Consider the following 23,752-nt stretch of genomic DNA (forward strand, 5'->3'; position numbering starts at 1 on the left):
GGTTTGTTTCGCCCCCGCCGCCCCTACCCGTCCCGTCCCCAGGGGGCTGTGCCCCCTGGACCCCCCTTCTGCCTGGACGGCCTCGTCCTCAAACGCCGGACGGGCTGAGGGGGCGAGACCTGGGCTGAAGAATCAGCGCGGGCGGGCGGGCGGGAAAGAACGTCGGGCTGGCCGGGTCTGGAACCGCAAGTGGTTCCCTCCGGGGGAATACGTCCCTCCGGGCCCGTGCTGACCCTTCCGGAGGTACGACGATGACTACGGCCGACCAGCAGCAGTACCGCACGGAGCACGACTCCATGGGTGAGATCCGTGTCCCCGTGCACGCCAAGTGGCGGGCCCAGACCCAGCGTGCCGTGGAGAACTTTCCCGTGTCGGGGCAGCGTGTCGAGCGGGCCCATATCGAGGCGCTCGCGCGGATCAAGGGTGCCGCCGCGAAGGTCAACGCCCGGCTCGGGGTGGTCGACAAGGACATCGCCGACGCGATCCAGGAGGCCGCGGAGGAGGTCGCCGGCGGGGAGTGGGACGAGCACTTTCCCGTGGACGTGTTCCAGACCGGTTCCGGTACCTCGTCCAACATGAACGCCAACGAGGTGATCGCGACCCTCGCCAGTGAGCGGCTCGGCAGGGACGTACACCCCAATGATCATGTCAACGCGTCGCAGTCGTCCAACGACGTGTTCCCCTCGTCCATCCACATCGCCGCGACCGCGGCCGTCACCCGCGAGCTGATCCCCGCCCTCGACCACCTCGCCGACGCTCTCACCCGCAAGTCCGAGGAGTTCGCCGACGTCGTGAAGTCGGGGCGTACGCATCTCATGGACGCCACGCCCGTGACGCTCGGGCAGGAGTTCGGGGGGTACGCCGCCCAGGTGCGGTACGGCGTGGAGCGGCTGCGTGCCTCGTTGCCACGGCTTGCCGAACTGCCCCTCGGTGGTACCGCCGTCGGGACCGGGATCAACACGCCGGCCGGGTTCTCCGCCGCCGTGATCGAGGAGGTCGCCCGCGCCACCGGGCTGCCCCTCACCGAGGCCCGCGACCACTTCGAGGCACAGGGGGCGCGGGACGGGATCGTCGAGACCAGTGGGCAGCTGCGGACTGTCGCCGTCTCGCTCACCAAGATCGCCAACGATCTGCGGTGGATGGCCTCCGGGCCGCGTACCGGGCTCGCCGAGATCAGTCTGCCCGATCTGCAGCCGGGGTCGTCCATCATGCCCGGCAAGGTCAATCCCGTGATCCCGGAGGCCGTTCTGATGGTCTGCGCGCAGGTCATCGGCAACGACCTGACCGTCACCACCGCCGGTGCCGCCGGGAACTTCGAGCTCAATGTGATGCTGCCCGTCATCGCGAAGAACGTTCTCGAGTCGGTGCGGCTGCTCGCCAACGTCTCGCGGCTGCTGGCCGATCGGACGGTCGACGGGATCGTCGCCCATCGGGAGCGGGCGCGTGAGTACGCCGAGTCCTCGCCCTCCGTCGTCACTCCGCTCAACAAGTACATCGGGTACGAGGAGGCCGCCAAAGTGGCCAAGAAGGCGCTCGCCGAGCAGAAGACGATCCGCCAAATCGTCCTGGAGGGTGGGTATGTGGAGCGTGGTGACCTCACTGTGGAGCAGCTCGACACGGCGCTTGATGTCCTGCGGATGACGCGCCCGTAACGTCACCCGGCCACTGGCGTGAACCGTGGCACGCACCGCAGCGTCACGTGCCCGGGGCACCTAATATCTCTCCATGACAGACGACGGAGCGTTGAGACGAGTGGAAGCGGGCCGGTCGGCGGCGTACTGGTCCGCCGGGAGTCAGATCCTGTGGCGATACCGTGAGAACTCCGGGGACCGCTTTCACATCGTGCGTCCCGTCACCGTCGTACGGGACGATTCCGAGCTGCTCGCCGTGTGGATGGCACCGGGCACCGAGTGCGTCAAGCCGGTGCTCGCCGACGGCACGCCCGTGCACGTGGAGCCGCTGGAGTCGCGGTACACCAAGCCCCGGACCGTACAGCGCGACCGCTGGTTCGGCACCGGGGTGCTGAAGCTGGCGCGGCCCGGGGAGCCCTGGTCGGTGTGGCTTTTCTGGGAGCCGGGCTGGCTGTTCAAGAACTGGTACGTGAACCTGGAGGAGCCGCTGGTCCGTTGGGCCGGCGGCGTCGACTCCGAGGACCACTTCCTCGACATCACCGTGAATCCCGACCGGAGTTGGGAGTGGCGTGACGAGGACGAGTTCGCGCAGGCCCAGAAGGCCGGGCTGATGGACGCCCAACTCGCCGAACGTGTAAGGAAAGCGGGGCGGTCGGCGGTCGCGGTCATCGAGGCGTGGGGGGCGCCGTTCGCGGATGGCTGGCAGCACTGGCGCCCGGATGCGTCCTGGGCTGTACCGTCACTGCCGGAGGACTGGGACCGTACGCCCGCGCACATGTCGTCATGAGACCCTTGATGCGCCCCCGGTGCACAACCGTAGGATCGTCCTCCGCAAGGGCGCACTACCGTAACTCCCGGAACATGCGCTGAGCCTGACCATACGTCACCGAGGGGCGGCAGGACGTGAGCGAGGGGCACGAGGGCAACACCGGTCCGGGCCGACCAGGGCTCGCCGGTGCGGCAGGAACAACCTCTGACCACGCCGGTTTTTCGTTCCTGGGGCACGTATTCCGGGTATCGGGAAGTCGGCGGGACCAACTGCGTGTACAGCGCGCAGCCCCGGACGGATGGATTCGACACGCGTGACGGAGCAACCCACCTCGCACGAGCACCGTCGGCCGGACACGGGCCGACCGGACATCCCCGCGGACACCCGCGGGGCGCTTCCGCGTTCCTCGGAGGCGGCGGCCCTGCCTCTGCCGAAGCAGACAACAGGGCAGGCAGGGGCCGCCGGTGGGCTGGAGGTCGCCGCCGGCTGTGTGACAGGCTCGGAGAGCCCCGAGACCGTCGGCGGCGTCGGCAGGGCCGCGCACGACGCGGGAACAGAGGCGGGAACAGGCGCGATGGCATCCAGCTCGGGTACTGGTACCGGTACGTCCGGCTCCACCGGCCCCAACTCCGCCGGTCCACCGGCCACTCCGGGCCCCGAGCACTCGCAGCCCGACCATCCGTCCTCGACCGAGCCCGACGCGCACCGCCCGCGTCCGGCGCCGGACAGCATCCCGGCCCAGCCGGACGGTGAGACGGCCCGCGCGGGCTCGGAGAACCACGCCACGGACCACCACGCGGGTGCGAGCGGCCCCGCCGAGGTGAACGGGTCCTCGGACAGCGCCGACCCGGCCACAGGGGCTCTCGCGGGCAAGGAGCGGCGTTCCGGGCAGGGCAACGCCCCGGGGACCCCGCTGCCGATGCGGCGGGACGGCGACCGGCTGCGGTTCGTCGGTGCCGCTACCCGGCGGATCGCCCGGGGCATCGACCTCGACGAGATCGTGATGGGGCTGTGCCGGGCCACCGTGCCGACGTTCTCCGACACGATCCTCGTCTATCTGCGCGACCCGCTGCCCGTCGGTGACGAGCGGCCCACCGGCCCGCTGGTGCTGCGGCTGCGCCGCACCGACCGGCTCCCGGCGGAGCGGGACACCGAGAACAGCTTCCTGGCCACGTCCGCCGTCCCGCAGCCCCCGCCCGAGCTGTCCCCGGTCAGCGCCGAACTGTGCGAGGTGCGTCCCGGCGGCGCGCTCGCCGAGGTGCTGCGCGGCGTCCGGCCCGTCTTCGCGGACGCGCCCGCCGCCCGCGCCGCCCTGCCGGAACTCCTCGGCGAGAGCTGCGACCTGGAGGTACCGGACGGTCAGCGCGCGATCCTCGCCCCGCTGCGCGGTCGGCGCCGGGTCATCGGGGCCGCGCTGTTCCTGCGCCGGCCGGAGCGGATCCCGTTCGAGACGGACGATCTGCTGGTCGCCGCCCAGCTCGCCACCCACAGCGCCCTCGGCATCGACAAGGCGGTGCTGTACGGCCGCGAGGCCTACATCGCCGACGAGTTGCAGCGCACGATGCTGCCGGAGACCCTGCCGCGGCCGACGGGTGTGCGGCTCGCGTCGCGCTATCTCCCGGCCGCCGAGACGGCTCGCGTCGGCGGTGACTGGTACGACGCCATCCCGCTGCCCGGCAGCCGGGTCGCGCTCGTCGTCGGTGACGTCATGGGGCACTCCATGACCAGCGCGGCCATCATGGGCCAGCTCAGGACGACCGCGCAGACCCTCGCCGGGCTCGACCTGCCCCCGCAGGAGGTCCTGCACCACCTCGACGAACAGGCCCAGCGGCTCGGTACGGACCGCATGGCGACCTGCCTGTACGCGGTGTACGACCCGGTCTCGCACCGGATCACCATCGCCAACGCCGGCCATCCGCCGCCCGTCCTGCTGCACCTGGGCGGCCGGGCCGAGGTGCTGAAGGTGCCGTCCGGCGCGCCCATCGGCGTCGGCGGTGTCGACTTCGAGGCCGTGGAGCTGGACGCGCCCGCCGGTGCCACCCTCTTCCTCTACACGGACGGGCTCGTGGAGTCCCGGCTGCGGGACGTCTGGACCGGCATAGAGCAGCTGCGCGAGAAGCTCGCCGCGACCGCCCAGCTGACCGGGCCGGACCATCCGCCGCCCCTCGAGGCGCTGTGCGACGAGGTGCTCGACATGCTCGGCCCGGGCGACCGGGACGACGACATCGCGCTGCTCGCCGCCCGCTTCGACGGCATCGCGCCGAGCGACGTCGCGTACTGGTATCTGGACCCGGAGGACTCGGCACCCGGACGGGCCCGGAAGCTCGCCCGGCGCGCCCTGTCCCGCTGGGGTCTGGAGGACCTGACGGACTCGGTGGAGCTGCTGGTCAGCGAGGTCGTGACGAACGCGGTGCGCTACGCGTCCAAGCCGGTCACCCTCCGGCTGCTGCGGACCGACGTACTGCGCTGCGAGGTCGGCGACGACGTGCCGCAGCTGCCCCGGCTGCGGCAGGCGCGGGCCACGGACGAGGGCGGGCGCGGACTGTACCTCGTCAACCGGCTGGCCCGGCGCTGGGGCGCGACCCGGCTGAGCACGGGGAAGGTGGTCTGGTTCGAACTGAACCGGACATGAGCGGTCACGGTCGTATGAACGAGGTCATGTGTACGAGGAAGGGCCCCCGGTGATCACCGGGGGCCCTTCCTCGTACGTGCCTACAGCCCGTTGCCCGGGTCGGGGGGAGCCGGGGGCGTGTCTCCTCCTCCGTCCGGCGGGGTCGGCGTCGGGGTCGGCGTCGGGGTCGGGGTCGGCGTCGGGGTCGGCGTCGGCGTCGGGGTCGGCGTCGGAGTCGGCGTCGGAGTCGGCGTCGGCGTGGGGGTCGGCGACGGCGTCGGTGTCGGGGTCGGCGACGGGGTCGGGGTCGGCGACGGGGTCGGGCTCGCCGTTGGCTTCACTCCCGCGCCCTGGGTGGCGTCCAGGTCGAACTTGGTCACCTTGCCCATCGCGCCGAAGGTGTACTCCGCCCAGATCTTCGCCGGGTAGCCACCGCCGTTGACCCGGGCGAAGCCTCCCGCCCCGTACAGCGGAACCTGAGTGTGGATCTTGGGATCCTCACCGAACAGACCTATGGAAGTGACAAGGCCCGGCGTATAGCCCGTGAACCAGGCCGACTTGTTCTTGTCGGACGTACCCGTCTTGCCGGCCACCTGCTGGCCCTTGCGGTTCTTCGCCTGGGCCACCGAGAGCCGGGCCGTACCGTCGTTGACCACGCCGGTCAGCACCGACGTGACCGTGTCGGCGGCCTCCCGGGTGACGACCTGCTCCCCGAGCGGGGAGTCGAACTCGACGGTACGGTCCTTGTGTTCGGCCGACTTCACGACGGCCGGGGTGACCTTGCGGCCGTGGTTGTCGAGGGTGGCGTAGACGCCGGCCATCTCCATCGGGCTCGCGCCCATCGTGCCCAGGGTCTGCGCGGGCACCGCCTGCAGCCCCTTGGTGTCCAGGCCGAGTTCGTCAGCGATCCGCATGACCTCGGACATCCCGACGTCGACGCCCATCTGCGCGAACACCGAGTTGATCGACTTGTTCATCGCGGTCTGGACGGTGACGTCACCGTAGTCCGCGTCGTCCTCGTTGGGCGGTCCGAAGCCGACCTTGTTGCCGTCGGAGACGACCTGCCGGCCGCTCGTGCCGTCGTAGACCGTGTCCGGGTTGATCAGATCGCCGTCCTGCGTACGCGCCGACTTCTCCATGGCCGCCGCGAGGATGATCGGCTTGAAGGTGGACGCGGGCTGGTAATCACGCCGGGTCGCGTTGCTGATGTAGTGCTTGAAGTAGTCGGTGCCGCCATACATCGCGAGCACCCGCCCGGTCTTCGGGTCGACGGACACCGCACCGGCCTGGACGTTGCCGTCGACCTTGCGCTTCTTCGCGTCGAGCTTGCTGGTGAGCTGGCTCTTGACGGCCTGCTCCAGCGCGGCCTGCTTCTTCCGGTCGATGTTGAGCGTGATCGTCCAGCCGCCCGCGTCGACCTGCGCCTTGGCGTCGTCGGCGTCGTCGGCCGTGCCCTTCTTGACGAGCTGTTTCGCCAGCTCGCTCTTGGCCGCCCCGACGAGGTAGCCGGTCTGGCCCTCCAGGCCCGGGGCGCCCTTCGGGGGCTTCGGCACCGGGAACTTCATGGCGGAGCGCGTGGCCTGGTCGAGCCAGCGCTCCTTGACCATGTTGTCGAGTACGTAGTTCCAGCGCGCGGTCACCAGCCTCTTGCCGGTGTCGGATGCGACCGCCCAGTCGTACTGGCTCGGTGCCTGGAGCAGCGCGGCGAGGTACGCGCCCTGCTCGACGGTGAGCTTCTTGGCGTCGACGCGGTAGTAGGCCTGCGCGGCGGCCTGGATGCCGTAGGAGTCGCGGCCGTAGTAGTTGGTGTTGATGTAGCCGGCGAGGATGAAGTCCTTGCTCTTCTCGCGGTCCACCTTCAGCGAGATGACCAGTTCCTTCAGCTTGCGCGTGACGGTCTGGTTCTGGTCCAGGTAGTAGTTCTTGACGTACTGCTGGGTGATCGTCGAACCACCCTGCTTGCCCTTGCCGGACAGCGTGTTGATCAGACCTCGGGTGGTGCCCTTGAGGTCGACGCCGGAGTCCTTGTAGAAGGACTTGTTCTCCGCGGCGACGAAGGTCCGCTGAACATCCTTGGGTACGTCGGCCAGGTCCACGATCTCGCGGTTGACCGTGCCGGTGCGGGCGAGGACGGTGCCGTCGCTGTACTTGTAGATGTTGCTCTGCAGCTTGGCGGCGTCGTTGCCCGCGGCGGGCACGTCGATCATCAGGTAGAGGACGATGAAGGCGCCCATGCCGAGCAGGATGAACCCGAAGAACGCGCCGAGGATCTTCTTCCAGGTGAAGAGACGGCGCATGAAACTCTTACCTTCCTTGCCGCCGTTACCGCCTTTGCCGCTCTTGGCGCGCGTCGCCGCCCTGCCCACCGCCCGGCCCAGGGTCAGGGTCGCCGTCGCGGTGCCGCCCGCGGTCCCGCCCGCGGTCCCGGCCCCGGTTTCGGCTCCGTTCTCGGGACCGGTCGACGCACTTCCGGTCGAGCGCTTGGGCGCCGCGCGGCGGCCACCGCGATGCTGCCGCGCTCGTCTCTCGTCCGCTCGTCCCATGGGTCGCTTCGCTCCGGTTCCTTCTTGTGTTCCGTCTCGTAGGTCACGCGGGTCCGTGACGTCACACAGGTTCGTGGCTCAGGTCAGCTCAGAAAAATAACACCGGCAGATATGACGACGAGATGCCGATCCCGCCTTTTTCGGACGTGACAATCAGCACCCGCCCCGATGGAACCGACTAGTGGGGGCTGTGGAAGGTTGCCGGGTGCGGTAAAGTGATATCACTTAGCTAGAACGTTGCTAGGTGCGACGACACCAGTCACGAAACGGGGGAACCAATCCATGACCACAGACCACTCCACCCACTCCACTTCGGCCGCCGATCTCGGCGTCGACCTGCCCGACATGCCCGACCCGCAGATCCGGGAGACTCCGGCCCACAGCATCGGCGGCGGACTCGCCCTGCTGCTGGGGCTGCTCGGACTCGCGGTCGGCGTGTGCATGGTCGTCGGCGCGACGACCGTCTCCGGCGGCGGGGCCAAGGCCGCGCTGATCGTCCTCGGCATCCTGATAGGCCTGTGCGCCTTCGTCGCCATGTGCGGCCTGAACATGGTCGCGCCGGGCGAGGCCAGGGTCGTCCAGCTCTTCGGGCGGTACCGGGGGACGATCCGGCAGGACGGGCTGCGCTGGGTGAACCCGCTCACCTCGCGCACGGAGATCTCCACCAGGGTCCGCAACCACGAAACGGCCGTCCTCAAGGTCAACGACGCCTACGGCAACCCGATCGAGCTCGCCTCGGTCGTGGTGTGGAAGGTCAAGGACACCGCGCGGGCGACGTTCGAGGTGGACAACTACGTCGACTTCGTCGCCATCCAGACCGAGGCGGCCGTCCGGCACATCGCCATCGAGTACCCGTACGACGCCCACGAGGAGGACGGGCTCTCGCTGCGCGGCAACGCCGAGGAAATCACCGAGAAGCTGGCCGTCGAGCTGCACGCGCGCGTGGCGGCGGCCGGCGTCCAGATCATCGAGGCCCGCTTCACCCACCTCGCGTACGCTCCCGAGATCGCCTCCGCGATGCTCCAGCGGCAGCAGGCGGGGGCGGTCGTCGCCGCGCGGCGGCTGATCGTGGACGGCGCGGTCGGGATGGTCGAGGCCGCGCTCGCCCGGATCACCGAGGACGACATCGTGGAGCTGGACTCCGAACGGAAGGCGGCGATGGTGTCGAACCTGCTGGTGGTGCTGTGCGGTGACCGCGCGGCGCAGCCGGTCCTGAACACGGGGTCCCTGTACCAGTGAGTGATTCCTCCGGGGGCGCGGCGGCCGAAGAGCCCGAGCGCGCCGCGCGTCGGCCGCAGCAGCAGCGCAAGCAGGTGCTGCTGCGGCTGGACCCCGCCGTGTACGAGGCGCTGGCCCGGTGGGCGGGGGATGAGCTGCGCTCGGCCAACGCCCAGATCGAGTTTCTGTTGCGGCGGGCATTGGCTGAGGCAGGGCGGTTGCCAGGGGAAGCGGGGCCTATTCCTCGGCGAGGGCGCCCCCCTGGGGGCTCCGCCCCCGGACCCCCGTCGGCCTGAAGGGCCTCGTCCTCAAACGCCGGACGGGCCGAGGATGCCCGCCCGGCGCCGAGATGCGCTCGCCCGGCGCCGGTGACAGAACTGTGACAACCGGCTCCCACCTGCGCGCTCACCGCCACCGATCGGCCATCCAGGTGATCTATGCACGGCAGGTATACACACCTCGTATACCTCGTGCGTATAGTCCTTCCCATGTCCATCGGTCACACCCTTCTAGGACTCCTGGAGTCCGGCCCCCGACACGGTTACGACCTGAAGCGGGCCTTCGACAACAAGTTCGGTCACGATCGCCCGCTGCACTACGGGCAGGTCTACTCGACGATGTCCCGGCTGCTGAAGAACGGGCTTGTCGAGGTCGACGGGATCGAAGCCGGCGACGGTCCCGACCGGAAGCGCTACGCGATCACCGACGCCGGGGTCACCGACGTACAGCGGTGGCTCGCCACACCCGAGAAGCCCGAGCCGTATCTGCAGTCGGTCCTCTACACGAAGGTCGTCCTCGCGCTGCTCACGCACCGCAACGCCGGGGAGATCCTCGACACGCAGCGCTCCGAGCATCTGCGGATGATGCGGATCCTTACCGAGCGCAAGCGCAAGGGCGACCTTGCCGACCAGCTCATCTGCGACCACGCGCTGTTCCATCTCGAAGCCGATCTGCGCTGGCTGGAGCTGACCGCCGCGCGTCTCGACAAACTCGCTCTGGCGGTGACGACCCGATGACTCCTCCGGCTGGTTCCCTGCTCGTCGCGGCCGACCTGCACAAGGCCTACGGCCCGACGAAGGCGCTCGACGGCGCCGAGTTCTCGATCCACCCCGGTGAGGTCGTCGCCCTGATGGGCCCGTCGGGGTCCGGCAAGTCGACCCTGCTGCACTGTCTCGCCGGCATCGTGCCGCCCGACTCCGGGTCCGTCATGTACAACGGGCGCGAGATGGCCGGGATGAGCGACGCGCAGCGCAGTCTGCTGCGGCGCTCCGAGTTCGGGTTCGTGTTCCAGTTCGGGCAGCTCGTCCCGGAGCTCACCTGCGTCGAGAACGTGGCGCTCCCCCTCCGTCTCAACGGGACCTCCCGCAAGGAGGCCGAGCGGACCGCGCTGTCCTGGATGGAACGGCTGGAGGTCGACAACCTCAAGGGCAAGCGGCCCGGCGAGGTGTCCGGCGGCCAGGGGCAGCGCGTCGCCGTCGCGCGGGCGCTGGTCACCAGTCCCCGGGTGCTGTTCGCCGACGAGCCGACCGGCGCCCTCGACTCGCTCAACGGCGAGCGCGTGATGGAGCTGTTCACCGAGGCCGCCCGGTCGACCAACGCGGCCGTCGTGCTCGTCACGCACGAGGCGCGGGTGGCCGCCTACTCCGACCGCGAGATCGTCGTACGGGACGGGAAGTCGCGGGACATGGAGCGCGTCATATGAGCGGGCAAGGGGGGCACCTTCCGCACGAGCGAGGCCGCGCGTGGGGGAGGACGCGGGACCTGGGCATGGGGGTCCGGTTCGCCTTCACGGGCGGGCGCGAGGGCTGGGGGCGGGTCGCCCTGACGGCCGTCGGAGTCGGGCTCGGGGTGGCGCTGCTGCTGCTGACGACCGCCATCCCGAGCGCGCTGGCGGCCCGGCACGAGCGCGAGACCGCCCGCACGGACGTCGTGTACGTCGACAAGCAGCCGCCGAAGGCCGACAACACAGTGGTCGTCGCCAGAGTCGACACGACCTTCCGCACAGACGACATACGCGGGCGGGAACTGGAACCCGAAGGGGTACGGGCACCCTTGCCGCCGGGGATCGACAGGTTTCCCGCGGTCGGGGAGATGTTCGTCTCGCCCGCTCTCGAACGGCTGTTGAAGTCCGGCGACGGCAAGCTGCTGCGGGAGCGGCTGCCGGACCGGATCGTCGGCACCATCGGAGACAGCGGGCTCGTCGGACCGGCCGAACTCACCTTCTACCGGGGTGGCGAGGGGCTCGCGGAGCATTTCTCCGGCGGTGTGGTGGGGCGGCTCACCCGGTTCGGGGATCTGCATCCGACGTCCGAGGGGATGGATCCCGTTCTGCTCCTCCTCACCCTCGTCGTCTTCCTGGTGCTTCTGATGCCGGTCGGTGTCTTCATCGCCACCGCCGTGCGCTTCGGCGGTGACCGGCGCGACCGGCGGCTGGCCGCGCTGCGACTGGTCGGGGCCGACGGCATGATGACCCGGCGGATCGCCGCGGGCGAGGCGTTCGCCGGCGCCGTGGTCGGGCTCGTCCTCGGCGCCGTCTTCTTCCTCATCGGCCGTCAGGCAGCGGCCTACGTCTCCATCCTCGACATGAGCGTGTTCCCGAGCGACCTGAATCCTGCGCCCGCGCTGGCAGTCCTGGTCGGGGTCGTCGTGCCGGTGGCGGCCGTGCTGGTCACCCTGTTCGCCCTGCGCGGTGTGGTGATCGAACCACTCGGTGTGGTGCGTACGGCTCGGCCCGCGCGCCGTCGCCTGTGGTGGCGGCTGCTGCTGCCGCTGGGCGGCGTCGCCGCGCTCTCCCCCATGATCGGGCAGGGCAACGACGCCGGGAATTTCAATGACTTCCTCGTCATCGCCGGTGTCTCGATGCTGCTCATCGGGGTGACCGCGCTTCTGCCCTGGGTCGTCGAGGCGGCGGTCGCCCGGCTCGGCACCGGCGCACTTTCCTGGCAACTGGCCGTCCGACGGCTTCAGTTGAGCAGCGGTACAGCGGCCCGCATGGTGAACGGCATCGCGGTGGCGGTGGCTGGGGCGATCGCCTTGCAGATGTTCTTCTCCGGGGTCGCCGGCGCCTACGAGACCCCGTCGAAGCAGGATGTCGCACGGGCCCAGATGGAGGTCGCCGTTCCCGACGGCGTCCCGCTCCTCCCGGCGGGCCGGCAGCTCACCGCGACCGAGGGCGTCCGGAAGGTCACCGTTCTTTTCTACGGTTCGGTGGGCGAGAAGGCCAAGTCCGCGCAGAAGTACGCCCAGGTGACCATCGGCGACTGCGCGGCGCTGCGTGAGGTGGGCCGGCTCCCCTCGTGCCGGGACGGCGACGTCTTCGCCGTTCAGGGTGCCGAGGAGGACACGGACACGCCCCTGCTGGTCAAACCTGGCCTGAAGGTGTGGGTCAGCCCCCGCAGTCTGGAGACCGAGAAACCGGCGGTCGCCTGGACGGTGCCGGCGGGCCTCAAGCAGGCCGACGTGCGCGAGGACCCGTCCGGGGGCACGAGCGGTGGCATCCTCGCCACCATGGGCGCCCTGCCCAAGGAGATCGCGGCGCAGTCCTCCGGACGCATCTTCGTCAGCCTCGATCCCCGGGTGGCGGACGCCTCCGACCAGGTCCGCAACACGGCGGCGCGGATCGATCCCCTGGCGGATGCCATGACCTGGGAAGCCACCAGCCGCACGAGGCAGTTCAACTCGATCCGCACCGGCCTGTTCGTCGGCTCCACCTGCGTCCTGCTGCTGATCGGGGTGAGCCTGCTGGTCTCCCAGCTGGAGCAACTGCGCGAGCGCCGGAAGCTGTTGTCGTCCCTGGTCGCCTTCGGCACCCGGCGGCGCACCCTGAGTCTGTCGGTGCTGTGGCAGACGGCGATCCCGGTCGGACTGGGGCTGCTGCTGTCCACGGGGGTGGGGCTGATCCTGGGCGTCGTCCTGCTGAAGATGACGAGCAGGGCGATCGGCGTCGACTGGGCCGCCGTACTGACGATGAGCGGCATCGGCGCGGGCGTCGTCCTGCTGGTGACGGTGCTGAGTCTGCCGCCGCTGCTGCGGATGATGCGCCCGGACGGCCTGCGTACGGAGTAGCGCCTCCCGCCCGCGGCCGCCGCACAGGCCCCTCCCCCGGACCTCGGTTTCCTGGGAAGGGGCCTGTCGGCGCTCCGCTCGGCGGAGATTCAGAGGCTGTACTCCTTGACCACCCGCCGCACCTGCGCGAAGAGCATGCCGACGTTGACCGCCTTGCGGCAGACGACCACGGCGACGACGTCCTGCTGCTCGTTCAGCCGTACGAACAGGTGAGTGAGGTTGTCGCTGTTGACGAGGATCTCCTGGAAGAAGTGCTGGTCGCTCTGGACGCCCCGCCGTTCCTTGAACACGTCCTCGATCATCGCGACCGTACGGCCCTGGAACAGGTCGAGCGTCGCGCCCGCCAGCAGGTCCAGCACCTCCGGCGGATGGTTGTCGACCGTCTCGTACGAGAGCAGCATCCCGGTGGCCATGTCGACCACCCCGGACGCGACACACTCGGGGGCATCCGTACGGAGCGCCTTGACCAGGCTCATGACCTGGTCGGAGAAGCCTGCGGTCATGCGTTTCGTCCCCATCCCTTCCTTCACACTCCTTCGGTCGCGACGGCGGGATCCGTCGCGGTGAGGATCGAGCCGATACGGCGCAACGCCGGCTGGGTCGCGCGGTGCAGCCGCTCCAGGTCGACGCCCTCGTCGCCGAGTACGACCATCAGCGCGGTGTCCCCGACGGCGTAGAACGCGGCACAGCCCTGGCTGCCGTAGGTGACCGTCCGGCGCAGGGTGCCGCGGCCGGTCGCCTCGGCGGCTCTGCGCGCGAGGCCGAGTCCCGCGGCGGCGATGGCGGCGAGCCCCTCGGGGTCGATCGACTCCGCGGTGTCCGCCGCTATGAGCAGTCCGTCGGTGGCGGCAATCGCCGTGTCGGTGATTCCGTCCACTTTTTCGCGCAGGTCGCGCATTTCCATGGCCAGCGCTTTGTGGTCCATGTACTCAACTCCCCTATGAACTCAATGAACTTCTATGAACTTCCATGATTTCTGCGGCCCGTATGACTTCTACGCCTTCTACTACTTCTACGGCTTCTACGTATTTCCATGAGTTCCGTTCCGCATTCGGAAGAACCCTTTCCAGCTCGTCCCGCGCTTTTCCGGGGCGAGAGATTCGGTGATGCCACTGGCGCCGGGTTCGCGGCGGGGCAGTGCGGGAGCGGGGGCCTGCGGTCGAGGCGCGGGGCGTGGTGCCGGTTGCGCGTCGGAGGCGAGGACGGCGGCCAGCGTGGTGACGACGGCCGGATCGACGTACGGAGGCGGCAGCGGCGGAGGTGGCGCCGGCGGGGGCTGCGGCGGCCTGCGCTGCCGCAGCCCCTCCGCCGGCACCCGTACGACCGGGAGGGGCCCGGCCCCCTCGGCGCACTCCAGCAGCCCGGCCCCGGCCATCCGGGCCACCTCCACCGTCACCGTGTACACCCCCCGACCGGTACGGAACGCCAGGTCACGGGCGGTCCGGCGGCCGTCGGCGTGGGCCAGCAACTCCTGCTGTACGGGGGTGAGTCGCCCCTCATCGGCCGCGTCCGTCGCCGCGATCGGGCTCGGGCGCTCACGGTTGGGGCGTACCGGGTGGGGCAGGGCGGCGAGGGCGGCGAGCTTCCGGTTGGCGTCCTGGAGGAGGCGCACCGGCCCCTCGCCCACCGGGACGGGGGCGAGCGGCTCGGCCCCGGGGTCGCGTTCGCAGGCGTCCACCCGGCCGGCGACGACCGCGAAGACGGTGTCCCGTAACGCCATCATGCAGACGACGCGCAGTTGGACGGCGCCCGTGTACCCGTGCCTGATCAGTTCCGCGGCCGGCCAGCGCGCTCCCCCGGCCTCCCGTACCAGCTCGGCCCACTGCTCCCCGCTGATCCGGCGGGAGCGCAGCAGCAGCGCCTCCGGGCCGGGGGCGCCCGGGCTCTCGGCGGCGACCACGAGTCCGCGCCGGAAGTAGAACGTCCCGCCGGGACTGCCGGCCGCGCGCAGCGCCCCGGTGTACTCCTCGCGACCGCAGTCCGCCAGGGAGTTCAGCAGCAGTTCGTAGCCGATCCGGCCGAGGGAATCCGGGGACTGGGAATCCGGGTACGGGGAATCCGAGGACCGGGAGTCAGGGGACCGGGAGTCAGGGGACCGGGAGTCAGGGGACCGGTTGCCGGGGGCGGATACGGAATCGCGGATGACCGACATCACTCCCCTTGCCCTTACCCATCGGCATTTCGCACATACGCCTGACGCGTAGCACTGAGGGGGTATGTGTATCAGTCCGGGCGCATATTCAGACCGGGGTCTTGTCACCTGACGGAAGTTGAGTTCTCTCGCCGCCCAACGTTCGTTGTTCGACGCTCATTTGATCGAACGGTCACCTGTTTAGTCGCCCAACACCCTTACGGGCAACGGCCGCAGCGCCTCCCGCAGAGCGGCCGCCAGTTCCTCGTACTCCGTGCCCCGCACAGCGCCCGCCCGCATCGCGAGGCCGATCCGGCGGGTCGGGGCCGGGGCGGCGAAGCGGCCGGTGCGGAGCTGGTCGTCGCGGTCCGCCTCGACCTTGACGGCGATGTGCGGCAGCAGCGTCACACCGAGGCCGCCGGCGACGAGCTGGACGAGGGTGGACAGCCCGGCGGCCGTGGCGGTGACCGGGGCGTCCGCGCGTCCGGCGTCGCGGCAGATGTCGAGCGCCTGGTCGCGCAGACAGTGCCCCTCGTCGAGGAGCAGCAGGTCGAGCTCGCGCAGCGCCTCGCGCGGGATGTCCGTGCGCCCGCCGAGGGAATGACCGTGGGGTGTGACGAGTACGAAGTCCTCGTCGAACAGGGGGAGTTCAAGGATGCCGGGCAGTCCGGCCGGGACGGCGATCAGCAGCAGGTCGAGGCGGCCGGTGCTGAGTCCGTCGAGAAGGCCGGCGGTCTGCTCCTCGTGGACCTGGAGGTCGAGGTCCGGGTAACGGTCGCGGACCAGGCGCAGGACGGTGGGCAGGAGATAGGGCGCGACGGTCGGGATCACGCCGAGCCGCAGGGCTCCGGTGAAGGGCGCGCGCACGGCCTCGGCCTCCGCCATCAGCGCGCCGACCGACTCCAGGACGGCCCGGGCGCGTACGGCGAGCCGCTCACCGGCGGGCGACAGCAGCACCTTGCGGGTGGTGCGCTCCACCAGGGTGACGCCGAGGGTCGCCTCCAGGGCGGAGACGGCACCCGAGAGGGCGGGCTGGCTCATGCCGATCGCGGTGGCGGCGTCCCGGAAGTGCAGGTGCTCGGCGACGGCGACGAAGGCGCGCAGCTGGGCGAGACTGGGGCGGCGGCGCCCGTCGGTGTTCTTGGCCGCGGCCATACCCGTACTCCCGACTGATAGTTTTCGTGGATCAACCTGGCAGAGTGTAGTGACTCTTCTGATCAATGAGGGTGACTGGGTATGGGCCTCGCGGAACTGAAGTCGGCACTGCCGGACTACGCGGCGGACCTGCGCCTCAATCTGGAGAAGGTCGTCGACGGCTCCGCGCTCACCGGGCAGCGGCTGTGGGGCACGGTGCTGGTCTGCGCGATCGCGTCCCGCTCACCGCGCGTGCTGCGCGAGTTGGGGCCGGAGGCAAGGACGCGTCTGTCGCCGGAGGCGTACACGGCCGCCCGCTCGACCGCCGCCGCGATGGCGATGAGCAACGTCTTCCACCGCACCCGCCATCTGCTCTCCGACCCGGAGTACGGGCGACTGCGCGCCGGTCTGCGAGCGAACGTCCTCGGCGACCCGGGCGTCGAGCGGACCGACGTCGAGCTGTGGTCGGTGGCGGTGTCGGCGATCAACGCCTGCGGCGCCTGCCTGGACGCGCACGAGCGGGTGCTGCGTACGGCGGGCGTCGACCGGGAGACGGTACAGGCGGCGTTCAGAATCGCGGCGGTGCTCCAGGCCGTGGGCACGACACTGGACGCGGAGGCGATCCTCGCCGGGGAGGGGTGAGGGTGGAGCGGGTGCCGGACCGGAGGCGCTGAGACGCCCACTCGCGCCGATCTGTCGTCGGTGCCTCCTGCGACTCGGTCCGCCGGACAGGGCCCGGCGGCCGGCGGGGGTGACTGGACGTGGTGGCGACCTTCGCCGAGCAGGAGTGGGGGCCTCGCCCACAACTTGATCCGCCGGACTGGGCCGGTGGTCGGCGCGGGTGACTGGACGCGGTGGCGGCCTGGGCCAGGCAGGAGTGGGGGCCTCGCCCACAACTTGATCCGCCGGACTGGGCCGGTGGTCGGCGCGGGTGACTGGACGCGGTGGCGGCCTTCGCCGAGCAGGATGAGGCCCCCTTGCCCACCGGATCACACCGCGCACCGCACCCCCAGCCGCGTCGATCGGGCGCCTCTTTCCGCGACTTGGGCCGCCGGGCGGGGTCTGCCTGTCGGTGCGGGTGACTGGACGCGGCACGTGGTACGTCCGACAATGGGTGAACCCTCACTCCGTTCGTCGCCGCCTTCGTCGTACCGGCCCGCGAGGACCGTGTTTCTCCGTTTGAGGGAGCCACCCGCAATGACCGTCGTCCTGGTGCTGATGGCCGCCGTCGCCCTGACGGCCGCCGCTGTCCTGCCGCGTGTGCTGACCGGGGCCGGCTGGCCCGACCGGGAACCGGTGCTGGGGCTGTGGGTGTGGCAGTGCCTGGTCGCCACCGTGCTGGTGTGCTGCCTCGCCGCGCTGCTGCTGGGCGCGACGGCCGCGTTCGGCACCGTACGGGTCCACGCCTTCGCGCCGGCGCCGGACTCGGTCACCGCCGCCTATCAGCTGGGGCGGGCGCCCGTCTGGCTCACCGTACTGACGCTGCTGCTGGCCTGCGGGGCGGCCTGGACCGTCGCCATGCTCGCCCGGGAACTCGCCGAAGCACGCAGGCGGCGCCGGCTGCGGCGCGTACATCTGCGGGAGCGCGCCCCGGACCTGCCCGCCGGTTTCCCGGCCGCCCGGGGGCCGCTGCTGGTTCTGGAGGACGAGTATCCCGACGCCTGGCTGATGCCCGGCTCAACGCCCCAACTGGTCGTCACCACGGGCGCGTTGCGCAGGCTGTCGGACCATGAGCTGGACGCCGTACTCGCCCATGAACTCGGTCACGCCCGCGCCCGCCACGACTGGCTGCTGCATCTCTCGCAGGCACTGGCGAGCGGCTTCCCGCGCGTTCCGGTCTTCACGCACTTCCGGGACCAGACGCACCGCCTGGTCGAACTGGCCGCCGACGACACGGCTTCCCGACGCTGCGGTCACCGCACCACCGCGCTCGCCCTGATCGAACTCAACCGGCACCGGGGCGTGTTGTCCTGCGCCTGCACACGCGGGCAGCTGGGCGACCGCGTCGAACGCCTCCTCGCGCCGCCGCCACGCCTGGACGCCCCCTATCGCGCCGCCACCCTCCTGGCCGCCACCCTGGCCCCACTGATCCCCCTGCTGATCGCGTTGGCCCCAGCCCTGAGGATCCTCAACTGACCGCGCTCTGAAGGGCCGCAGGGCTGTATCGATCTGCGGCTCTGCCGCGGGGCCCGACCGGCGACCACGAACCCGCGGGCTCCACGCGGCCCGGCAGCCCACAGACCACTCGGCGTGGCCAACCGCCCTACGAGGGCGAATCCGACGGCGGCGGCCCCTGCTCAGCCCGCACGGCGCCCCGTTGGGACGTGGTCAGCGCGATGTCCACCGACGTCGCTCCGCGCGGCTGCGGCGCCTGGCGCAGCCCCGCCGTCTCCTGGGTGTGGGCCTGGGAGTACGCGCGCAGATAGCCGACGACCGTGTTCGTCACCGCCACCAGCGGTACGGCGACCACCGCGCCGCCGATCCCCGCCACCATGCTGCCCGCCGCCACGGAGAGCACCACCGCCAGCGGGTGGACCCGGACCGCCCGGCCCAGGATGAACGGCTGCAGGACGTGCCCCTCGATCTGCTGTACGGCCAGCACCACCGCGACCACCAGCACCGCCGTGAAGACGCCCTGGGTCACCAGCGCCACCACCACCGCGAGGGCGCCCGAGGCGACCGCGCCGACCAGCGGGATGAAGGAGAACAGGAAGATGAACACGGCCAGCGGGACGGCCATCGGCACGTCCAGGAAGTAGAGGCCGAGGCCGATGAAGATGGCGTCGATCAGAGCCACTATCACTGTGCCCCGCACATACGCCGTCAGCGTGCGCCATGCGCGCGGACCGGCGCCGGCGACACCGGGACGGGCCGCCGCCGGGACCAGCTTCAGCGTCCACTCCCAGATGCGCTTGCCGTCGTAGAGGAGGAACAGGGTCGAGAAGGCGGCCAGCAGTATGCCGGTCAGCGCCTCGACGATGACGGTGACGCCCTCCAGACCCGCCGACGTGATCGAGTCCGTGTTGGCGCCGATCGCCTCGCGCAGGTTCTCCGCGATCTTGTTGATCTGCTTGTCGGTGACGTGGAAGGGGCTGTTGAGCAGCCAGTTGCGCAGTTCGTCGATGCCGTCCTGGACCTGGTTGGAGAGCTGGTCGGTGTTCTCTATGACCTGCCAGGTCACGAACCAGCCGATCAGCCCCATCACGACGAACCCGAGGATCGCGGTGAGCGCGGTCGCGGGCCCGCGCGGCATGCCCCACCGGGTGAGGCGGGCGACCGTCGGCTGGAGCAGCGCGGTGATGAGCAGCGCCACCACGAAGGCGAAGACGACGAGTTGGACGGCGCTGATGACCCGCATCAGCACCCAGAGGGTGCCCGCGAGCACCAGCAGCCGCCAGCCCGCCTCGGCAGCGACTCGTACGCCCCACGGGACGACGGCGGCGGGCTCGGGCCGGCCGGCGACCGCGCCGGGACCGGTGAGGGTGGTGGTGGTCGCGGCGGAGGGAGACTGCTCGTGCCCGGAGCGGGGCTCCTGCTCGGGCCCGTGGCCGGGCGCGGCGGGTGGTGCGGGCGGTGAGGTGTCCGGTCGTCGCGATGGCTCGGTGCCGTGCGGCGGGCCCGCGTCGTGAGCGTGCTCCCTCTCGACCTCGGCCCGGCGTGCGTCCAACCGCTCGCCCAGCTCGGTCAGCCGGGCACCGGCCCGGCCGAGCCAATGCGGCATTCGCGACATGATCCGCCCTCGTCCCCCGTCTCTCCCTCTGCCCAACGCTTCCCCCTACAGCTCGCGAGCCACGGGAGCAGCGGTCCGTATCTGACCGTACACGGCCGAAGCCCCCCACCGAAGGACGGCGAGGGGCTCGGAAAGGTTGAGAGAACTGAGCGCAGTGGGCGCAGGAGGCCCAGCAGGCTTAGTAGTAGTGGTTGGCCTGCCAGAAGTTCCAGGCACCGCACGGGCTTTCGTAGCGGTCGTTCATGTAGCTCAGGCCCCACTTGATCTGGGTGGCCGGGTTCGTCGCCCAGTCGGCTCCCGCCGAGGACATCTTGGAACCCGGAAGCGCCTGCACGAGGCCGTACGCGTCGGAGCTGGGGTTGTCCGCCTGGTAGTTCCAGCTGGACTCGTGGTTCACGATGTTGCTGAAGCACTGGAACTGGTCGGCCGGGACGATCTGGCGCGCCATCTCCTGGACTTCGGCGATCGAGTACGAGGCCTGCAGCGGGAAGCTGGACGCGTCGCGCGTCGCGGAACGGCTGGCCGCCTCTTCCGCTTCCTTGCGCGCCTTGGCCTCGGCTTCGGCCTTCTCAGCGGCCTTCTCGGCAGACTTCTGCTTGGCTACCGCGTCCTTGGCGGCCTGCTTGCGCGCAGACTCCTCGGCGTTCTTCTTCGCGGTGGCGTCGGCGGCGACGGCCTGGATGTCTGCCTGCTGCGTCAGGGACGCGGTCTGCACCTCGGCCTGGGAACCCACGGGAATGTCCGTGAGCAGCGTGGTGTCGCCGACGAGTGCCTCAGCGTCGTGGGGGGTCCCGGTCTGGCCCGAGGCCACACCCGTAACTGCGCCGACAGCGGTGACCGCCGTGGCCGAAGCCACTGCCAGCCCCCGGACCGAAATCCGGCTCACACGGTTTCCTTCCAGCGTCGCCCGCTTCGGTGACCTTGGCGGACGCAATCTTGCCCCAAGACACTGGCCTCCCAACAGCGGGTCACGGGAGACACGGGCCCGGTGGGCAACTCCCTTGCGGGGAGCGCCGCGTGGTGCACGGGCGGCATACGACGGCGGTATGGAGTTGAAGGCGGCGCTTCTGTGGTGCCGTACTACTGGGGGTACAGATGTGTCGTATGCGGGGCCTGACAGGAATGAGACTCTGCCGTAACCGGACGCCGGGTGGCAATTCTGAGTTGCGTGTGAAAGCTCACACCTTGCTTGTCCCAGGTGATTTGAGGAAAGCCGCAGACGCGGAAGCGCCGCCCGGCTAGGCTCTTCGCCTTTGCCGGGCGGCGCCGATATCACCAACTCCCCTATTCACCCAACAGGGGTCAGATCTGCCCGTCCTCCAGCATTTCGGTCACCAGGGCGGCGATCTGGGAGCGTTCGGACCGGTTGAGGGTGACATGCGCGAAGAGCGGGTGGCCCTTCAGCTTCTCGACGACGGCCACGACACCGTCGTACCGGCCTACGCGCAGGTTGTCCCGTTGTGCCACGTCATGGGTGAGAATCACCCGCGAGTTGGCGCCGATCCGGGACAGCACGGTGAGCAGCACGTTCCGCTCCAGCGACTGCGCCTCGTCCACGATCACGAACGCGTCGTGGAGCGACCGGCCGCGGATGTGGGTGAGGGGCAGCACTTCGAGCATGCCGCGCGCGGTGATCTCCTCGATGACCTCGCGGCTGGTGACCGCGGACAGCGTGTCGAAGACCGCCTGGGCCCAGGGGCCCATCTTCTCGGACTCGGAGCCGGGCAGATAGCCCAGCTCCTGCCCGCCCACCGCGTACAGCGGCCGGAAGACCATCACCTTCTGGTGCTGCCGCCGTTCCAGCACGGCCTCCAGCCCCGCGCACAGCGCGAGCGCCGACTTGCCGGTGCCCGCCCGGCCGCCCATCGACACGATCCCGATGTCCGGATCGAGAAGGATGTCGAGCGCGATCCGCTGCTCGGCACTCCTCCCCTTGATACCGAACGCCTCGCGATCCCCGCGTACGAGGCGGACGTTGCCCTCGGCCGTGACGCGCCCCAGGGCCTTGCCGCGCTCCGACTGGATCGTCAGACCGGTATGCACCGGCAGGTCCGCGGCCTCGGGGACGTAGGCGTGGCCTTCGTCGAAGAGCAGGTCCACCTGCTCGCCGGCCAGGGTCAGTTCGGACATTCCGGTCCAGCCGGAGGAGCCCGTGATGGCCAGCTCCGCGCGGTACTCCTCGGCGAGGAGCCCGACGGACGAGGCCTTGATCCTGAGTGGCAGGTCCTTCGACACGACGGTTACGTCGTACCCCTCGGCCTGCAGATTGCGGGCGACCGCGAGGATGCGGGAGTCGTTGTCCCCCAGGCGATAGCCGCTTGGCAGCACGCTGGGGTCCGAGTGGTTGAGCTCGACACGGACGGTCCCACCCAACTCCCCGATCGGAATCGGGGCGTCGAGACGACCGAACCGGACCCGGAACTCGTCCAGCAGGCGTAGCGCCTGCCGGGCGAAGTACCCGAGTTCGGGATGATGCCGTTTGGCCTCCAGTTCCGTCACCACGACGATCGGCAGCACGACTTCGTGCTCCTCGAAGCGGTTCAGGGCGCCTGGATCGGCCAGCAGGACGCTGGTGTCGAGAACATAGGTGCGCCGGTCTGGCATACGGCGCTTTGTGCTGGTCACCACGGAAGGACGTACCCCCTCGGATGAGGTCGGGGAGCGACGAAGGAAATCTGGACCGGTCGACGGCCCCAATGCGCGGGCCGAGAACCGGCCCTCCGCCTGTTCGCCCGTGCTGTGACCACACGGTCGGGCTGGTGCAAAGGGCCTCCCGGGCGGACGGCCCCGTGCCGCCCGCTGAGATACGACGCCCGTGGTTCGGGTGTCGACCTGCTTGGTTTATGCCCTCGAACATCCCCGGCCATGCCACGCCGAACGGCGGCGCGCTGGTGAACTCCTCGTTACTTCCGTCCCAAAGGGGCGTTCCCGTCGCGCTCTCAGCTGCCGTAGCGCCGGTGACGGGCCGCGTAGTCGCGCAGGGCGCGCAGGAAGTCGACCTTGCGGAAGGCCGGCCAGAAGACCTCGCAGAAGTAGTACTCCGAGTGGGCCGTCTGCCAGAGCATGAACCCGGACAGCCGCTGCTCGCCGCTGGTGCGGATGACGAGGTCGGGGTCGGGCTGGTCGCTGGTGTAGAGGTGCTTGCCGATCATGTCGATGTCGACGTTCTCGGCGAGTTCCTCGAGTGAGGTGCCCTTGTCGTGGGCGTCGAGCATCATCGACCGCACGGCGTCGGCGATCTCCTGCCGACCGCCGTAGCCGATGGCGACGTTGACCAGTATCCCGCCCGCCACGTGCGCGGTGGCCTCCTCGGCCTCCTTGAGCTGGGTCTGCATCCGGGCCGGGAGCAGATCGAGGTTCCCGACGTGGTGGACGCGCCAGCGGCCGTCCGCGGCGAGGGAGGTCACGACGTTCTCGATGATCTCGAGAAGCGGTGCCAGCTCGTTCTGCGGACGGGTGAGATTGTCCGTGGAGAGCAGCCAGAGGGTGACGACCTCGACGTCCGTCTCGGAGCACCAGCCGAGGAACTCCTCGATCTTGTCCGCACCGGCCCGGTGTCCCTGGGCGGGGGTGGAGCCCGCCGCCTTCGCCCAGCGACGGTTGCCGTCCACGATGACGCCGATGTGCTTGGGCACCTGGTCGTGGTCGAGGTGGCCCTCCACCCGGCGTGTGTAGACCCTGACCAGCAGCCGGCGCAGGTTGTCGCGCAGCTTCACGTGTTTGTCAGCCCCTCCGTACGGATCGGACAGGCGCGGCCGAGCGCAATCCCTGGCCCGCGGTCCCTGCCCGTGTGGCGGTCCTCGGGGGTGGCGATCCCCGGAGGGGGAAGCGTACCGCTGCGCGGCGGGGGCTCTTGCGCGCGGGGGAACCGGGCCGCCGACCGCCCCGACTCCGCACTGACCGAGGGCGAGACCGGCGGT

Annotated in this window: 19 protein-coding genes; 10 read left to right on the plus strand and 9 right to left on the minus strand. The window is 70.3% G+C overall.

What is annotated here, in order from left to right; all coding sequences use genetic code 11:
* Positions 1-251 precede the first annotated feature (251 nt).
* From ADL01_RS05200 to ADL01_RS05210, 3 genes are all read left to right on the plus strand, one after another.
* Positions 252-1,652: a class II fumarate hydratase gene (locus tag ADL01_RS05200; RefSeq protein ID WP_053740698.1), complete on the plus strand. Its 1,401-nt coding sequence runs from the start codon at positions 252-254 to the stop codon at positions 1,650-1,652.
* Positions 1,653-1,725: 73 nt separating this feature from the next.
* A complete protein-coding gene (locus ADL01_RS05205) occupies positions 1,726-2,418 on the plus strand; it encodes a DUF402 domain-containing protein (protein WP_199834758.1) in 693 nt (230 codons plus the stop codon).
* Between the two features lie 556 nt (positions 2,419-2,974).
* Entirely contained in the window at positions 2,975-5,032 is a 2,058-nt protein-coding gene (locus ADL01_RS05210; protein ID WP_420719683.1) for an ATP-binding SpoIIE family protein phosphatase, read from the plus strand.
* 80 nt (positions 5,033-5,112) lie between these two features.
* Here the strand turns inward: ADL01_RS05210 and ADL01_RS05215 are convergent, their stop codons facing one another.
* A complete protein-coding gene (locus ADL01_RS05215; protein ID WP_053740701.1) occupies positions 5,113-7,554 on the minus strand; it encodes a transglycosylase domain-containing protein in 2,442 nt (813 codons plus the stop codon).
* A 282-nt stretch (positions 7,555-7,836) separates the two neighbouring features.
* Between ADL01_RS05215 and ADL01_RS05220 the strand changes: the two genes are divergently transcribed.
* From ADL01_RS05220 to ADL01_RS05235, 5 genes are all read left to right on the plus strand, one after another.
* The gene (locus tag ADL01_RS05220) at positions 7,837-8,793 is read left to right on the plus strand and encodes an SPFH domain-containing protein (protein ID WP_053740702.1); all 957 of its coding nucleotides are present in this window, start codon (positions 7,837-7,839) and stop codon (positions 8,791-8,793) included.
* Entirely contained in the window at positions 8,790-9,068 is a 279-nt protein-coding gene (locus ADL01_RS45775) for a hypothetical protein (RefSeq protein WP_078960329.1), read from the plus strand. The genes ADL01_RS05220 and ADL01_RS45775 overlap by 4 nt, the downstream gene beginning before the upstream one ends.
* Positions 9,069-9,260: 192 nt before the next feature.
* Positions 9,261-9,788: a PadR family transcriptional regulator gene (locus ADL01_RS05225; protein ID WP_053740703.1), complete on the plus strand. Its 528-nt coding sequence runs from the start codon at positions 9,261-9,263 to the stop codon at positions 9,786-9,788.
* Positions 9,785-10,474, plus strand: coding sequence for an ABC transporter ATP-binding protein (locus ADL01_RS05230; RefSeq protein ID WP_053740704.1), 690 nt, complete (start codon positions 9,785-9,787; stop codon positions 10,472-10,474). Before ADL01_RS05225 ends, ADL01_RS05230 begins: the two co-directional genes overlap by 4 nt.
* Before the next feature lie 65 nt (positions 10,475-10,539).
* Positions 10,540-12,837 carry an ABC transporter permease gene (locus tag ADL01_RS05235; RefSeq protein WP_053740705.1) on the plus strand — a complete coding sequence of 766 codons (2,298 nt, stop codon included), beginning with the start codon at positions 10,540-10,542 and terminating at the stop codon, positions 12,835-12,837.
* Positions 12,838-12,926: 89 nt separating this feature from the next.
* Here ADL01_RS05235 and ADL01_RS05240 read toward each other — a convergent pair whose 3' ends face one another.
* From ADL01_RS05240 to ADL01_RS05255, 4 genes are all read right to left on the minus strand, one after another.
* Complete coding sequence (locus tag ADL01_RS05240) at positions 12,927-13,355, minus strand: hypothetical protein (RefSeq protein ID WP_053740706.1); 429 nt, start codon at positions 13,353-13,355, stop codon at positions 12,927-12,929.
* A gap of 8 nt (positions 13,356-13,363) precedes the next feature.
* A complete protein-coding gene (locus ADL01_RS05245; RefSeq protein ID WP_053740707.1) occupies positions 13,364-13,762 on the minus strand; it encodes a roadblock/LC7 domain-containing protein in 399 nt (132 codons plus the stop codon).
* A 96-nt stretch (positions 13,763-13,858) separates the two neighbouring features.
* Positions 13,859-14,989 (minus strand): MarR family transcriptional regulator, encoded by a 1,131-nt coding sequence (locus ADL01_RS05250; protein WP_234354501.1) that lies wholly within the window; start codon positions 14,987-14,989, stop codon positions 13,859-13,861.
* A gap of 180 nt (positions 14,990-15,169) precedes the next feature.
* Positions 15,170-16,123, minus strand: coding sequence for a hydrogen peroxide-inducible genes activator (locus ADL01_RS05255; protein ID WP_053740708.1), 954 nt, complete (start codon positions 16,121-16,123; stop codon positions 15,170-15,172).
* 81 nt (positions 16,124-16,204) lie between these two features.
* On the opposite strand from ADL01_RS05255, the gene ADL01_RS05260 reads away from it, so the two are divergent.
* Both ADL01_RS05260 and ADL01_RS05265 read left to right on the plus strand, forming a co-directional pair.
* Positions 16,205-16,744, plus strand: coding sequence for a carboxymuconolactone decarboxylase family protein (locus tag ADL01_RS05260; protein ID WP_053740709.1), 540 nt, complete (start codon positions 16,205-16,207; stop codon positions 16,742-16,744).
* Positions 16,745-17,299: 555 nt separating this feature from the next.
* Positions 17,300-18,238, plus strand: a complete 939-nt coding sequence (locus ADL01_RS05265; protein ID WP_053740710.1) for a M56 family metallopeptidase — start codon at positions 17,300-17,302, stop codon at positions 18,236-18,238.
* A gap of 127 nt (positions 18,239-18,365) precedes the next feature.
* On the opposite strand, the gene ADL01_RS05270 is transcribed toward ADL01_RS05265, so the two are convergent.
* From ADL01_RS05270 to ADL01_RS05285, 4 genes are all read right to left on the minus strand, one after another.
* A complete protein-coding gene (locus ADL01_RS05270; protein ID WP_053740711.1) occupies positions 18,366-19,832 on the minus strand; it encodes an AI-2E family transporter in 1,467 nt (488 codons plus the stop codon).
* Positions 19,833-20,010: 178 nt separating this feature from the next.
* Complete coding sequence (locus ADL01_RS05275) at positions 20,011-20,718, minus strand: transglycosylase SLT domain-containing protein (RefSeq protein ID WP_053740712.1); 708 nt, start codon at positions 20,716-20,718, stop codon at positions 20,011-20,013.
* 416 nt (positions 20,719-21,134) lie between these two features.
* On the minus strand, positions 21,135-22,460 hold the full coding sequence (locus ADL01_RS05280; protein WP_053740713.1) for a PhoH family protein: 1,326 nt from the start codon (positions 22,458-22,460) through the stop codon (positions 21,135-21,137).
* A 311-nt stretch (positions 22,461-22,771) separates the two neighbouring features.
* On the minus strand, positions 22,772-23,548 hold the full coding sequence (locus ADL01_RS05285) for an isoprenyl transferase (RefSeq protein WP_053740714.1): 777 nt from the start codon (positions 23,546-23,548) through the stop codon (positions 22,772-22,774).
* Positions 23,549-23,752 lie beyond the last annotated feature (204 nt).

This window comes from Streptomyces sp. NRRL WC-3618 (genome assembly GCF_001280005.1).
In the GTDB taxonomy this organism is placed as follows: domain Bacteria; phylum Actinomycetota; class Actinomycetes; order Streptomycetales; family Streptomycetaceae; genus Streptomyces.

Coding starts and splice junctions, on each gene's coding strand:
- ADL01_RS05240 (WP_053740706.1), bottom strand. CDS start 13,355: ATGGGGACGAAACGCATGACCGCAGGCTTCTCCGACCAGGTCATGAGC.
- ADL01_RS05255 (WP_053740708.1), bottom strand. CDS start 16,123: ATGGCCGCGGCCAAGAACACCGACGGGCGCCGCCGCCCCAGTCTCGCC.
- ADL01_RS05200 (WP_053740698.1), top strand. CDS start 252: ATGACTACGGCCGACCAGCAGCAGTACCGCACGGAGCACGACTCCATG.
- ADL01_RS05225 (WP_053740703.1), top strand. CDS start 9,261: ATGTCCATCGGTCACACCCTTCTAGGACTCCTGGAGTCCGGCCCCCGA.
- ADL01_RS05210 (WP_420719683.1), top strand. CDS start 2,975: ATGGCATCCAGCTCGGGTACTGGTACCGGTACGTCCGGCTCCACCGGC.
- ADL01_RS05250 (WP_234354501.1), bottom strand. CDS start 14,989: ATGTCGGTCATCCGCGATTCCGTATCCGCCCCCGGCAACCGGTCCCCT.
- ADL01_RS05245 (WP_053740707.1), bottom strand. CDS start 13,762: ATGGACCACAAAGCGCTGGCCATGGAAATGCGCGACCTGCGCGAAAAA.
- ADL01_RS05230 (WP_053740704.1), top strand. CDS start 9,785: ATGACTCCTCCGGCTGGTTCCCTGCTCGTCGCGGCCGACCTGCACAAG.
- ADL01_RS05205 (WP_199834758.1), top strand. CDS start 1,726: ATGACAGACGACGGAGCGTTGAGACGAGTGGAAGCGGGCCGGTCGGCG.
- ADL01_RS05215 (WP_053740701.1), bottom strand. CDS start 7,554: ATGGGACGAGCGGACGAGAGACGAGCGCGGCAGCATCGCGGTGGCCGC.
- ADL01_RS05265 (WP_053740710.1), top strand. CDS start 17,300: ATGACCGTCGTCCTGGTGCTGATGGCCGCCGTCGCCCTGACGGCCGCC.
- ADL01_RS05260 (WP_053740709.1), top strand. CDS start 16,205: ATGGGCCTCGCGGAACTGAAGTCGGCACTGCCGGACTACGCGGCGGAC.
- ADL01_RS05235 (WP_053740705.1), top strand. CDS start 10,540: ATGGGGGTCCGGTTCGCCTTCACGGGCGGGCGCGAGGGCTGGGGGCGG.
- ADL01_RS05220 (WP_053740702.1), top strand. CDS start 7,837: ATGACCACAGACCACTCCACCCACTCCACTTCGGCCGCCGATCTCGGC.
- ADL01_RS05270 (WP_053740711.1), bottom strand. CDS start 19,832: ATGTCGCGAATGCCGCATTGGCTCGGCCGGGCCGGTGCCCGGCTGACC.